This is a genomic window from Bdellovibrio bacteriovorus, from assembly GCF_048286975.1.
Classification (GTDB): domain Bacteria; phylum Bdellovibrionota; class Bdellovibrionia; order Bdellovibrionales; family Bdellovibrionaceae; genus Bdellovibrio; species Bdellovibrio bacteriovorus_H.
Genome location: NZ_JBLVRT010000006.1, coordinates 46,800 through 59,075, shown reverse-complemented (window position 1 = coordinate 59,075; position 12,276 = coordinate 46,800). Strand labels below are relative to the sequence as shown.

Annotated in this window: 11 protein-coding genes; 7 read left to right on the top strand and 4 right to left on the bottom strand. The window is 49.9% G+C overall.

All coding sequences use genetic code 11. The features are described from left to right. Nucleotides 1-53: 53 nt before the first annotated feature. Together ACNQKP_RS15655 and ACNQKP_RS15650 are read left to right on the top strand one after the other, a co-directional pair. Complete coding sequence (locus tag ACNQKP_RS15655) at nucleotides 54-980, top strand: HD-GYP domain-containing protein (protein WP_417865853.1); 927 nt, start codon at nucleotides 54-56, stop codon at nucleotides 978-980. A gap of 53 nt (nucleotides 981-1,033) precedes the next feature. After that, entirely contained in the window at nucleotides 1,034-2,380 is a 1,347-nt protein-coding gene (locus tag ACNQKP_RS15650) for a chloride channel protein (RefSeq protein ID WP_417865851.1), read from the top strand. Nucleotides 2,381-2,432: 52 nt separating this feature from the next. On the opposite strand, the gene ACNQKP_RS15645 is transcribed toward ACNQKP_RS15650, so the two are convergent. Both ACNQKP_RS15645 and ACNQKP_RS15640 read right to left on the bottom strand, forming a co-directional pair. Beyond that, the gene (locus ACNQKP_RS15645; protein WP_417865849.1) at nucleotides 2,433-2,972 is read right to left on the bottom strand and encodes a hypothetical protein; all 540 of its coding nucleotides are present in this window, start codon (nucleotides 2,970-2,972) and stop codon (nucleotides 2,433-2,435) included. Between the two features lie 21 nt (nucleotides 2,973-2,993). Continuing rightward, nucleotides 2,994-3,845 carry a hypothetical protein gene (locus ACNQKP_RS15640; RefSeq protein WP_417865847.1) on the bottom strand — a complete coding sequence of 284 codons (852 nt, stop codon included), beginning with the start codon at nucleotides 3,843-3,845 and terminating at the stop codon, nucleotides 2,994-2,996. A 176-nt stretch (nucleotides 3,846-4,021) separates the two neighbouring features. On the opposite strand from ACNQKP_RS15640, the gene ACNQKP_RS15635 reads away from it, so the two are divergent. Genes ACNQKP_RS15635 through ACNQKP_RS15620 form a run of 4 tightly spaced genes read left to right on the top strand, consistent with a single transcriptional unit; the run spans nucleotide 4,022 to nucleotide 7,670 of the window. Further along, complete coding sequence (locus tag ACNQKP_RS15635) at nucleotides 4,022-4,606, top strand: hypothetical protein (RefSeq protein WP_417865845.1); 585 nt, start codon at nucleotides 4,022-4,024, stop codon at nucleotides 4,604-4,606. Beyond that, nucleotides 4,606-5,565 (top strand): formimidoylglutamase, encoded by a 960-nt coding sequence (locus ACNQKP_RS15630; protein WP_417865843.1) that lies wholly within the window; start codon nucleotides 4,606-4,608, stop codon nucleotides 5,563-5,565. Before ACNQKP_RS15635 ends, ACNQKP_RS15630 begins: the two co-directional genes overlap by 1 nt. 3 nt (nucleotides 5,566-5,568) lie before the next feature. After that, complete coding sequence (locus ACNQKP_RS15625) at nucleotides 5,569-6,594, top strand: threonine aldolase family protein (RefSeq protein ID WP_417865841.1); 1,026 nt, start codon at nucleotides 5,569-5,571, stop codon at nucleotides 6,592-6,594. Beyond that, complete coding sequence (locus tag ACNQKP_RS15620) at nucleotides 6,591-7,670, top strand: tryptophan 2,3-dioxygenase family protein (RefSeq protein WP_417865839.1); 1,080 nt, start codon at nucleotides 6,591-6,593, stop codon at nucleotides 7,668-7,670. The genes ACNQKP_RS15625 and ACNQKP_RS15620 overlap by 4 nt, the downstream gene beginning before the upstream one ends. Here ACNQKP_RS15620 and ACNQKP_RS15615 read toward each other — a convergent pair. Further along, nucleotides 7,667-8,755 (bottom strand): DUF748 domain-containing protein, encoded by a 1,089-nt coding sequence (locus ACNQKP_RS15615; RefSeq protein ID WP_417865838.1) that lies wholly within the window; start codon nucleotides 8,753-8,755, stop codon nucleotides 7,667-7,669. The genes ACNQKP_RS15620 and ACNQKP_RS15615 overlap by 4 nt on opposite strands. A 95-nt stretch (nucleotides 8,756-8,850) precedes the next feature. After that, entirely contained in the window at nucleotides 8,851-10,101 is a 1,251-nt protein-coding gene (thrS, locus tag ACNQKP_RS15610; RefSeq protein ID WP_417865836.1) for a threonine--tRNA ligase, read from the bottom strand. 293 nt (nucleotides 10,102-10,394) lie between these two features. On the opposite strand from thrS, the gene htpG reads away from it, so the two are divergent. After that, nucleotides 10,395-12,272 (top strand): molecular chaperone HtpG, encoded by a 1,878-nt coding sequence (gene htpG / locus ACNQKP_RS15605; RefSeq protein WP_417865834.1) that lies wholly within the window; start codon nucleotides 10,395-10,397, stop codon nucleotides 12,270-12,272. Nucleotides 12,273-12,276 lie beyond the last annotated feature (4 nt).

Genomic DNA, 12,276 nt, shown 5'->3' with positions numbered 1-12,276 from the left:
TTCTTTATCAATCGACATCCACTCAAAGATACCAATCGAAGGATACAGAGGCAATGGATTATGTTTCTATACGAGTAAGCACCCTGCGCGGCGATCAAAAGATCGAGTTCAACGCTTACGTTAAAATCAACGACAAGATGATTCTATACCTTCGTCGCGGCGACAGCTTTGAGGGGGAACGCCTCAAACGTCTTAAGGACAAAAAACTGCGTAAAATGTACATCCTCACCGACGAGGAAGTCAGTTACCGCACCTATCTGCAGAAGAATATCGAAACCGCCTATGACGACACCACCGGGAAAGACATCCAAACCCGCGCGGACATCATTCAAGGCTCTCAGCAAAACAATGCTGAAGAGGTTTTCGAAAATCCCGAGAATGTTGAAAGCTACAACTATTGCAAAGATGCCGCCGGCAAGTATGTGAACTTCATCATGAGCAACGCCCAGGCCATGTCTGCAGTGATGAACATCGAGAATACCGACAAAACGGTTTCCCACCACGGTGTGACTGTGGCGACGCTGTCGATTGCATTGGCGCAGAAGCTGGGGATCAACGATCCAAAGAAAACACAGCTTCTGACTCTGGGGGCTTTGCTGCATGATTACGGCCACCACCACACCACTTTGAACTTGTCACAACCCCTGGCCAGTATGAGTCCCGAAGATCTGGCCTTGTGGAAGAAGCATCCCATTGAAGGTGCGCAAAAAGTGCAGGATAAAAAGCACTTTGATCAGACCGTTATCAATATCATCGGCCAGCACGAAGAAACCATCAACGGCACCGGCCCCAAGGGAATGCGCGAAAAGGACATGGATCCTTTGGCCGTACTGGTCTCATCAGCCAATGCCATGGATCGACTGATCACCTTTGAAGGCGTTCCAAAAGCCGAAGCCGCGAAAAAGCTGATGATTGATCACGTTGGCAAGCATCCGCTTCAGCACATTCAGCTCCTGAATGACATTCTTAAAGGACTGTAGTTTTTATTCAAAAAAGGGTTTCCATCACCCCCCAACAGGAGTAAGGGTTATGTATGACCCTTACAGACTTACGCCGGAACTGGCGCCAAATTCTGCATAAGCTGGAATATCAGGACACCCTGCGTGTTATGCCCTATCTGCTGGCAAGCCTTGTCGCTGCCGGCACCTCGTTGTTGTATTCCCAGGCTTTTTTCTTCGGCGAGGAGGTCGCCCTGCATGTGGTGGAAAACTTCCACTGGGCCCTGTCTTTAAGTATCACTCTGACCATGATTTATCTGAGCTGGTATCTGCCGTACCGGTTTGCCAAACAAGCCGGTGGCAGCGGCATCCCACAGATGCTTATTGCCAATGAACTTGATCCTGCCTCGGACAAACCCCTGATTCGCTCTTTAATCGGCATTCGCACCATCACCATGAAAATCATCGCCTCCATAGCCTGTGTGCTGGGCGGTGGTGCCGTTGGCCAGGAAGGTCCGACCTTGCAGATTGCTTCGGGGTTGTTCTATCGTATCGGAGAAAAATCCACGAAATGGATTCACCAGCTGTCTATGCGCCCGTTCATTCTGGCAGGTGGCGCGTCCGGACTGGCCGCTGCATTCAACACTCCGCTGGGTGGCATCGCCTATGCGCTGGAAGAGCTTTCCAAAGACTACTTTAACAACTTTAAGACCTATGTGATCTGGTCGGTGATCGCCACCGGCCTGCTGGTACAGACTGTCCAAGGGAGCTATCTTTATATTGGTTTTCCCAGCCTGGAATCCATCAGCTGGGAGACCTATACATGGGTGATTGTGACCTCTGCCATCACAGGAATTCTGGGTGCAAGCTTTGGCTCAATTTTATTCTCGGTACATCAGAAAAGAAAAAGCATTCAATCTTTCACCCGCCTGAGCCTGCTGAATCTGGGCTGTGGTTTTTTATTCTGGCTGGGCATCACATTTATCAGCAGCCACGGCGTTGGTGGCGGAAAAATGCTGATTCTGGATTTGCTCTTCCGTGATGGATCTGCCACCGCGCAGGATATTTTGGTGCGTATTGGAGGCCCGCTGCTGATGGCTATTGCCGGAGCTGCTGGCGGCTTATTTGCGCCATCACTAACAATTGGCGCCGTGATGGGGTCTTTCATGGCTCAAATCGTATGGCCGCACAATCACCATCTGCTGATCATGACTTCGATGATTTCTTTTCTGTCCGGATTTATGCAGACACCCTTCACCGCATTCATCCTGATATTTGAAATGACGGATCGCCATTCCGCCCTGTTCCCGATGATGCTAAGTTCGGCCATCGCCGTGGGCACATCGCGAATCTTCCACAAAAAATCCTTCTACGATCTGGTGAAAGAGGATTTCCTGCACCAGCATCATAAAAACTCCGGACAAGGCAGTCCGCAACAATAAAAAAGGGCCTCCGGAATGGAAGCCCCTGGCATTTTGGTTTTATTTGAAGAACCTAGAAAATAAATCCGACCGTCAGCATTGGGAAGGTTTCAGTCACCTTCATGCTGTCCATGCCCGGACTGGCATCGTTTTTCTTATAATCGATACTTCTGTATGTCAGTTCAACTCCGACGAAAAAGGAACTGGTGACATTGGTCATATAACCAAAATCAGCCTGAATCCCGGTCCCCTCTTTCAACGTGTCGTATTCCGCCGACAGAAGGTAGTGACCCTTCACGTAGAAGCCACTGGCCCCCACATACCCGATGGACGCCCCCATCGCATTGCCATCCACAGATCCTGAATCTGTTTCAGTCTTGCGAAGAGTGTAAATACCCCCCAGATAAAGTCCGTTCCCGCCGACGTATCCAAGCTTGATGTCATAGATACTGCTGTTGGATTTGCTTTCTCCACCAGGCGTTGCTTCGGTGCTGTTGTTGTACATGAAGATATTTGCATTCACCAGCACTCCATTGGATGTCGCCGCCTGCGACTGCAAAGAAAACACACTTCCTGCCATGAAAACGGCCAAAGCCAGAATCATTTTACTCATTCAACACTCCTTGTTTTCGGTTTATGCCGGAACGTCTTTGATTATAGCGTCACTAAGCAGCGATAAAAACTTTTTTTCCAGTGTCTCGGATGATGGTTGGGGTGTGGCTTTAAAGCTGATGGCGGCCATTTCAAGCAGTTGTTTTTTTGAATACTTCCTATCTTCCTGTAACAAGTCGATGAATAGCGAATCAATCACGTCCAGTGGTCTTTCCACCACAGTATTCTTCGTACCACTATAAACAAAAGCATAGATACCTTTGTCTCGATTCAAGACGAGATTGTCTCGCGATAGAATCACCACCTGCAGACTGGGATTCAGAGAAAGCACACCGGCCTCATCAGCGCTTTCACCATCAAAGGGCTGAACTTCAATCCACGCCTGCACCCACTCCCAGTGTGCAAGCTCCAGAATATCCGCCTGCCCTGGAAATTTCTGGCGCAAGTATCCGACGAAGTAACGCCAGTGATCCTGCAGCAGCCAGCTGCTCCACTCCATGTTTTCCAGATACTCATCGCGCAATCGATTCACTGCCACACCCAGATGTTCGCGCGTGCGCGGGAACAGACTCTCAAACAGACGCTCTTGTTCGGTGCGCAGATTCAGGCGCTCACCCTCTTCAACGCGGAAGGGACGAAGCCACTCCAGTGTGCGCAAAAGCTCTGCCTGGTAAATGGCGCTGACTTGTTCAGGAATCTGCATGCCGTGAGTTTGCACGATCAGATTTTTGCTCTTCGACAGAATTTCAAGCTGGTGTCGCCGGAAGGCCCCCACCCCCACAATATCGATATCGCGCAATACGATTGCGTCCGCATCGGGAAGGGTTCCGTTCCATGGAAAAACAAGCTGAGGGGTTCTGGTAGTATCGGACATTTCATTCCATCCTACGGGTGGTGTTTAAAGCGAGCAAGCCTGGTGGCCATAAATCCCGAGCATTACTCTGGAGATAGCCTTAAATTGCTGATTTCTATGGCAATTGACTCGCGCAGTCAGAAAATGGAGTCGGAATACTATTGACCGGGATTTCACCTCATGAAAAAAGGTGGGGCATGAGAATTCTGCTTTTCGTCCTCATTCTGATTTCAGGCTTTGCCGCGCATTCTGCTCGTCCGATTTCCGGCACTGTAGAACGTGATGCTTCTGGCGTGTACCTGAGAGCTGATTCCTCTTGTGTGAGATATTTGATCGACACCAAATCCACAGACGCTGACATCAGCGTGCGCAAACTTTCCACGGGCGACACTTTGACGGCTTCCGGGGTGCTTGATTCCAGCACCTGCACGGCCGTTATCGAAAGTGTTGATTACGTGGGTTTGAGAAAAATGCTGGGTTACTGGCACAGCGCTGATGGCCTGATCACTGTTCGTGATTTCAATTCACTGAGTTTCTACCCGATCACTTTGAATGACTTCCAAAACGGTCAGTCTTACAGTGAAGTGGATCCCATCGTTTACCGTTACAGCATGACTCCTTCTGATGGCAAAGACTGGGTGCTTTTCCTGTCTGATTCCACCAGCACGACGTTCGCGACGATTCGTTTTAACAAATCCCGCGCAACCATGAAGATCTATGATTCTGACACGGGCAACGTGACTCGCACTCTTTACCTTAATAAGTGGGGCAACCTGAAATAATGAGCTGGCTTCATTCCATCGACAAACATCTTCTTTTCACCAAAAACGACAAAGAAGATCCGCGTCTTGGGGAATGCGTCCAGCTCCTTCATAAAGGTGACCTGAACACTCTTTCTGATCACACTTACGATTTTGCAGTTCTGGGTTTCCCGGATGATGAAGGCATTGGCCTGAACGGCGGCCGTGTGGGCGCCCAGGTCGCTCCGCGCGAGATTCGCACGTACCTTTACAAAATGACTCCGCACCTGCAAAGCACCCGCCTGCCAAAAATTCTGGATTTGGGTGATCTGGTTGATAAAGAAAAGCCTTTGTCTGAACGCCACGAAAAGGCCCGTCAGACAACCCGCACCCTTGCCTCCAGTGGAAAACACTGGATCTCTTTGGGGGGCGGTCACGACTATGGTTATTGCGATGGCGCAGGATTCCTGGATGTTTTTAAAAACGATGCCGTGCTGATCAACTTTGATGCTCATATGGACGTGCGCCCGACTGACAAGGGCTTTAATTCCGGCACTCCTTTCCACCGTGTTTTGTCAGAGTTCAAAGGCCAGGTGGATTTTGCTGAAGTCGGCATTCAAAACCAGTGCAACAGTAAAGCCCACATTCAATGGGCGAAAGACCACGGCGCCGATGTTTTCACTTTGGATGACGTCAACGAGCGGGGCCTTCAGTCGGTCCTTGCCGGCTATCTTAAAGGCAAAGAAAAGAAAAAGATTTTCCTCAGCATCGACATTGACGCCTTCACTTCCAGCGAAGCACCAGGCTGCAGTCAGTCCTGGACGACAGGACTGTTCACGAAAGAGTTCCTAACAAGCCTCCTGTGGATGATTGAACAATTTGATGTTCGCGGGATCGGAATCTACGAAGTTTCCCCGCCACTGGATCAGGACAATCGCACCAGCAAACTGGCGGCTTTGATCTGTCACAACTTTATTTTCGCCACTCTTAAAAAAGGCTAAAGCATGAAACGCGGTTTTGGCAGCGACAATCATGCCGGTGTCCACCCACGGATTCTGCAATCTATTTTGGACGCCAACACCGAACACGCCCCCGCCTACGGAACCGATGAATGGACCGAACGCGCGGTGGGGGAATTCAAAAACCAATTCGGCAAAGACGCCCACGTGTTCTTCGTCTTCAATGGCACTGCCGCCAACGTCACGGCCTTAAGAGCCATGGCCCGCCCCTGGCAATCGGTGTTCTGTTCAGACGTCGCGCACATCAATGTGGATGAATGCGGCTCGCCGGAATTTTTAAGTGGTTGCAAACTGCTGCCACTGCCTTCCCACAACGGAAAACTGTCTGTGGAAGAACTTGAAAAGGCCTTCATCCGCCGGGGGGATCAGCATTTTTCGCAGACTCAGGTGCTCAGCCTGACTCAGCCCACAGAACTGGGAACAACTTATTCTGTGGAAGAACTAAAATCCCTGATCGCCTGGGCCAAGAGCAAAAAACTGCTGGTGCACATTGACGGCGCAAGACTTAGCAACGCGGCCGTGTACTTGAAAAAGACCTTGAAAGAAATCACCACCGACCTGGGTGTGGATGTGGTTTCTTTCGGTGGCACCAAAAATGGTTTGATGATGGGGGAAGCCGTTGTGATCCTGAATAAGGATCTGGCGCAGGATTTTAAATACATCCGCAAACAAAGCGCGCAGCTGCCTTCCAAGACCCGCTTTATCGCCTGTCAATTTGAAGCTTACTTCAAAGACGGTCTATGGCAGCAGATTGCTGAACATTCCCACCAGATGGCCCTGTATCTGTATGAACAGTGCAAAGGCCTTGCTGGGGTGACCGTGCGCGAGGTCCCGCAAAGCAATGCGGTCTTTGCGACAATTCCCAGCCACTGGGTGAAACCCTTGCGGGAACATTATTTTTTCTATGTCTGGGACGAAAACACATTTGAATGTCGCTGGATGACCTCCTGGGACACGCAAAAATCGGATATCGATGGTTTCGTCGCACTTCTAAAGGAGCAACGTCTATGAAATACCCTCCGGTCCACTATCACGACTATCTGGGCTTAAATCCCCTGCTGAATGCCCAGCACCCGAAAAGCACCGAGTACGGAAAACCGGCGCATGACGAATTGCTGTTCATTATCGTGCACCAGACTTACGAGTTGTGGTTCAAGCAGATCCTTTTTGAATTGGATTCGGTGCTTTCCACTTTCCAAAAACCCACTGTGGCGGAATCCGAAATGGGTATCGCCAGTGCGCGACTGGAAAGAATTGTCAGCATTCTGAAACTGATCATCGGTCAGGTGGACGTGCTTGAGACCATGACTCCGCTGGATTTCCTGGATTTCCGCGACATGCTTTACCCGGCTTCCGGCTTTCAGAGTTACCAATGGCGTTTGATTGAGACCAAACTGGGTCTTCGCATCGGCGATCGTCTGGCTTACAATCAGTCCCCGTTTTATAAGTCTTTAAGCGAATCCCAACAGGGCGAAATGCTGAACATAATGAACCAGCCGTCTTTACATGATTCCGTTGAAAAATGGCTGGAGCGCACGCCGTTCCTTCAGGGTGAAAACTTCAACTTCTGGGATTCCTACAAAGAAGCTGTGAACAAAATGTTCCAGGATGACATCACAACTGTGAAAAACAACCCGCGCCTGCCGGATGAAGAAAAAGCAAAAACAGTCGCTGGTCTTGAGCAGACCCTGAAAAGCTTTGATGCTTTGTTTAATGAAGATGCCTTCAACAAACTGCGCGCGGAAGGTCAGTTCCGTTTAAGCTACAAAGCGATGCACGCGGCCTTGTTGATTCAATTGCACCGTGATCAGCCGATTTTGCAGACTCCATTCCGTATCATCCGTGCACTTTTGGATATCGACGAAACCATGACAACCTGGCGTTACCGTCACGCCTTGATGGCGATGCGCATGCTGGGTCAAAAGATCGGCACCGGCGGATCCAGCGGCCACAAGTATCTGGCTGACGCGACAGCGAAGCACAAGATCTTTGGCGACTTCTTCAATCTGACGACGTTCTTCATCCCGCGTTCTCAGGTGCCGCCACTGCCGAAGGCTATTGCCGACCGCATGAGCTTCCACTATTAGGGAGTCTTTTCCCTCTTCAGATCTTTCGGGGAAATAGAGTGTTCGAGGCTTTGCTTGATCGCTCCGAAGAAGCCGTTTTGTACTGAGGACCAAAAAGCACCCCATTTATCAATGCTGGGTGCCTTGGATGCTCCTTCAAATTCAATTCTGGCGCCCAGGGTCTTGCTGTCCCCGTCTCGCAGAATCAGATTCACCAAAGCCAGTCCCACTTCGTTAAACGCCTGGCCCATGCTTTTAAAAGACTCTTTTTCGTCGATTACATCCAGGTCTTTGATAAACGGTTTGGCGTAGCCCTTGATGCGCCCGTCCCGACTGACGCTTTCCACGTACAAACTGAATTGCCCCTTGGTGAATGTGAAAGGTCCATAAGCCATAAAGAATTCATTCAGTGTCTGCAGTTTCAAATTCTGCAACTGTGCATCGGTATCAAAGGTGGGTACTTTCGAAAGCAGATTCAACCGAGCCTTGCCCTTTACATCGGCATGCCCTTGCATCCGCGCAACCACAGAAGCCCGGGTGGGCAACGGATCTTTGTTGTCATCTGTATTGCGAATATTATCAATACGACCTTCGATACGATCCAGGCGCACGTCCACTGGCACTTTAAAATCCCGATTTACAAAATTAAACGAACTGTCAGCCACCTTCACGGATTCAAGCCTCAATGGAATCAGTTTCTTAAAAACTGTGCGCCAATCCGGCCCCTGCCCCAGATCCTCTTTCTTTTCATCCTTGCTGTCGCTTAAAACGACTCGGGCCCCCTGAACTGAAAGATCTCCCAGAAATTCTCTTTTCAGCAATCCTCTCCACGCAATTGCAAGATCCAATTGTTCTGCCGAGACCAGGGGCTGCTCGGGGTTGACACCTTTTTTCCAGATCTTCAGACCTTCGATCTGATAGGCCCCGCGATACAAGGCCAGATCAAAATCATCAATGCGGCCTTCATAATTCTCCATTTTATTACCAAGATACCAGTTGATGGCATACTTCATCCCGGTGGGCAGAAAGATCCGCACCACCACCAGCAGCAACACCACACCCAAAATCACTTTGCCCGTTGTTCCGAGCTTGTGGAAATACTTCATTGCAAACCTCCAATCACGGGACCAGATCCAAAACCCTATTATGACGTTACCCCTAACAATGAAAAAGGATCTGTCCCCGTATTTGAGCAATGACACTACTTTCGATCGCGTATTTCACTCAGAAGCAAGGACAGCAGCGCATCTGCCGACAAGCTTTGCGCGGAAGCTCCTCTTCTTTGCAGACTGAATTTCCCGGACTGCAATTCTTTGTCGCCGATCACCACCACCGAATGCACTTTCGCCTGCCAGCATTCCGCCACTTTGCGCGACAGGGATTCTGCGCGATCATCGACACTGACTCGCACAAAAGAATTATGTAACAGCAATCGCAGGTTTTCCGCCGCCTCTTGATGCCGGTCCGCCAAAGGCACAATTCGCACTTGTTCAGGTGACAACCACAACGGGAAGGCCGCTTGATATTGCTCAATCAGCAAAGCCACCATGCGTTCATGCGAGCCCAGCGGTGCCCGGTGCAAAATCACCGGACGCTCTTTCTGTCCTTCTTCGTTTACGAAGGACAAATCAAAGCGCTCAGCACTGATGAAATCCACTTGCACAGTGGAGGCACTTTCCTCTTTGCCATGCACGGACATGATCTGCACATCAATCTTCGGACCATAAAAGGCCGCTTCCCCCGGAGCTTCGAAAAACGGCAGACCACTTTCAACCAGAACCTCGCGCAAGATGCCCTCGGCCCAGTCCCACAGCGGATCAGCCACGTACTTTTGCGAAGCTTCTCCTGCCTCCACTCCGCGGGACAGGCGTAGACGGTAATTGGATATCCCCAAGATCCGGTAAGCCTTCTGGTACATTTCAAGCACCTTGTGAATTTCGGCTTTCACCTGATTTTGCCGCACGTAAAGATGTGCATCGTTCTGACAAAGACCGCGCACCCGCATCAACCCGGAAAGTGCGCCGGAGCCCTCGTAACGATAAACCTGACCGTATTCCGCCAACCGCAACGGCAGCTCGCGATAGCTGCGCAGTTTGGCTGAAAATATTTTGTGATGATGCGGACAGCACATGGGCCGTAAACGATAGCGTACGTTTTCAAGATCCATGGATGGATACATGGAATCTTCGTAGTAAGGCAGATGCCCGGACTGATGATAAAGATCCTCTTTCGCCAGATGCGGACTGACCACCCGCTGGTAACCGGCCAGGAATTCCATTTCCCGTGCCAGCTTTTCAAGCTCATCACGAATCACCACCCCGGCAGGAAGCCACAATGGCAGTCCTGCGCCGATGGATTCATCACTGTGAAAATACGAAAGATCCTGATTCAACTCACGATGATCTTTTTGCACATGACAGGCCCCGGCCTGTCCTTTTTTAAAGGAAGACATAAATAAATCTCTCTCCGCTTCAGCGGACTTTAAAATTTTATAAAAAATAAGGAAAAATGCGTCGGGGCCGCAAGTTGGGCGGCCAATAGAATATAGACCCCTACGGGGTGGTCACCGGGGTGGCAAAAGCGGGAATGAGGTTGAAAGGCAGCTCAAAGCTCATAAAAACGACAATAACACAAAGCTTCCTACCCGGACCAATCGAAATTTTTTAGATTTCCCATAAGAAACACCCGCACCGACCTTGCCAAACCCGCATCCCGGCCCCAAATTGAGTGCATTAAGGAGAAACCATGGCCAAGCAGGTTCAAAACTTTAACGCAGAAATCAAACAACTTCTGGATATCGTGATCCACTCCCTTTATTCGCACAAAGAGATCTTTTTGCGCGAACTTTTGTCCAACGCGTCTGATGCGATCGACAAACTGAAATTCAACTCTTTGACTCACCCGTCTTTGCTTCCGGAAAACTGGCAGCCCGCAATCCGCCTGGAGCCAAACACTGAAACCAAAACCCTGAAGATCATCGATAACGGTATCGGCATGACTCAGGAAGAAGTTGTCGAGTTCATCGGCACCATCGCCCGTTCCGGCGCCAAAGCCTTCATGCAGATGAATGCGGAAATGAAAACCAAACCGGAACTGATCGGTCAGTTCGGTGTGGGCTTCTATTCTGCTTTTATGGTCGCGGACCGCGTGACCCTGCACACACAAAAAGCTGGCAGCAATGACGGCACCGTGTGGGAATCCATGGGTGATGGCACTTATTCTTTGGACAACGTGCCTCGCCCTGAAGGCACTGGCACCACCATCACTTTGCACATGAAGGACTTCAAGGAAGAAGACGAAGTCCAAAATTTCACTGACAAGTGGGTTCTGAAATCCCTGGTGAAAAAATATTCTGACTTTATCGCTCACCCGATAAAGATGATGGGCGAAACGGAAGAAGAAACCCTGAATTCACAAAAAGCTCTGTGGTTGAAATCCCCGTCCGACGTCACCAAAGAAGAATACAAAGACTTCTATCAGCACCTGACACAGGACTGGAACGAGCCTCTTCGCACCGTTCACTATCGCGCGGAAGGCACGATGGAGTTCAATGCTTTGCTTTATGTTCCCGGCAAAAAGCCATGGAACTACAATATGCGCGACATGGAATACGGCCTGAGCCTTTACATCAAGCGTGTGTTTATCATGGCTGACTGCAAAGACCTTCTGCCGCCTTACCTGCGCTTTGTAAAAGGCCTGGTGGACAGCAGTGACTTGTCTTTGAACGTATCCCGCGAATTGCTTCAGCAGGACCGTCAGGTCACGCAGATCCGCAAGAACGTGACCAATAAGGCTCTTTCCACTTTGAAAGATCTTTTGACCAAAGAGCGCTCAGCCTATGAAGACTTCTGGACTGAATTTGGTGCGACTTTGAAAGAAGGTCTGCCATCTGATGCTTCGAACAAGGAAAAGCTTCAGGATCTGTTGTTGTTCCATTCCACGTCCTCTGACAAGATGACGACTTTGGATGAATACGTTTCTCGCATGAAAGAAGCGCAGAAAGACATTTACTACATCACGGGGGATTCCCTGTCTCAGGTTTCAAACAGCCCGTACCTTGAAAAGCTGAAAGAAAAAGGCTTTGAGGTTCTGTTGCTGGTGGATCCGGTGGATGAGTGGGTTGTGGATGCTCTGAGCGAATTCAAAGGCAAGAAATTGCACTCCATCATGCGTGAAGGTCTGGACCTGGACACAGCTGAAGAAAAACAGCAAAAAGAACAGGAAAAGAAACAGGCCGAAGTCACCCTGAAACCTGTTTTGGAATCCATGAAAAAGACCTTGGAAAGCGACGTGAAAGACGTGGTTCTGTCTGACCGTCTGACCAACACCCCGGCGTGTCTGGTGGCTTCTTCTGCGGACCCTTCCGCGCACATGCAAAAGCTGATGGCGCAAATGGGTAAAGAATATGCAGGTCAGCAAGTCAAACGCATCATGGAGATCAATCCGAATCACCCGGTGTTTGAAAAGATGCTGAAAGCCTCTCCGGAACAACAAACCAAATGGGCGGAAATTCTTTATGCCCAGGCTTTGCTGACCGAAGGCTCCAACCTTCCAGACCCTGTGAAGTTCTCTCAGCAGATCGCGGAACTGATGGTACAGGCCGCAGACAGTACCAAGCACTGAAACT

Bases quoted from the DNA above. Each gene is read 5' to 3' on its own strand.
- ACNQKP_RS15655 (WP_417865853.1), top strand. From the start codon at position 54: ATGGATTATGTTTCTATACGAGTAAGCACCCTGCGCGGCGATCAAAAG.
- ACNQKP_RS15650 (WP_417865851.1), top strand. From the start codon at position 1,034: ATGACCCTTACAGACTTACGCCGGAACTGGCGCCAAATTCTGCATAAG.
- ACNQKP_RS15645 (WP_417865849.1), bottom strand. From the start codon at position 2,972: ATGAGTAAAATGATTCTGGCTTTGGCCGTTTTCATGGCAGGAAGTGTG.
- ACNQKP_RS15640 (WP_417865847.1), bottom strand. From the start codon at position 3,845: ATGTCCGATACTACCAGAACCCCTCAGCTTGTTTTTCCATGGAACGGA.
- ACNQKP_RS15635 (WP_417865845.1), top strand. From the start codon at position 4,022: ATGAGAATTCTGCTTTTCGTCCTCATTCTGATTTCAGGCTTTGCCGCG.
- ACNQKP_RS15630 (WP_417865843.1), top strand. From the start codon at position 4,606: ATGAGCTGGCTTCATTCCATCGACAAACATCTTCTTTTCACCAAAAAC.
- ACNQKP_RS15625 (WP_417865841.1), top strand. From the start codon at position 5,569: ATGAAACGCGGTTTTGGCAGCGACAATCATGCCGGTGTCCACCCACGG.
- ACNQKP_RS15620 (WP_417865839.1), top strand. From the start codon at position 6,591: ATGAAATACCCTCCGGTCCACTATCACGACTATCTGGGCTTAAATCCC.
- ACNQKP_RS15615 (WP_417865838.1), bottom strand. From the start codon at position 8,755: ATGAAGTATTTCCACAAGCTCGGAACAACGGGCAAAGTGATTTTGGGT.
- thrS (WP_417865836.1), bottom strand. From the start codon at position 10,101: ATGTCTTCCTTTAAAAAAGGACAGGCCGGGGCCTGTCATGTGCAAAAA.
- htpG (WP_417865834.1), top strand. From the start codon at position 10,395: ATGGCCAAGCAGGTTCAAAACTTTAACGCAGAAATCAAACAACTTCTG.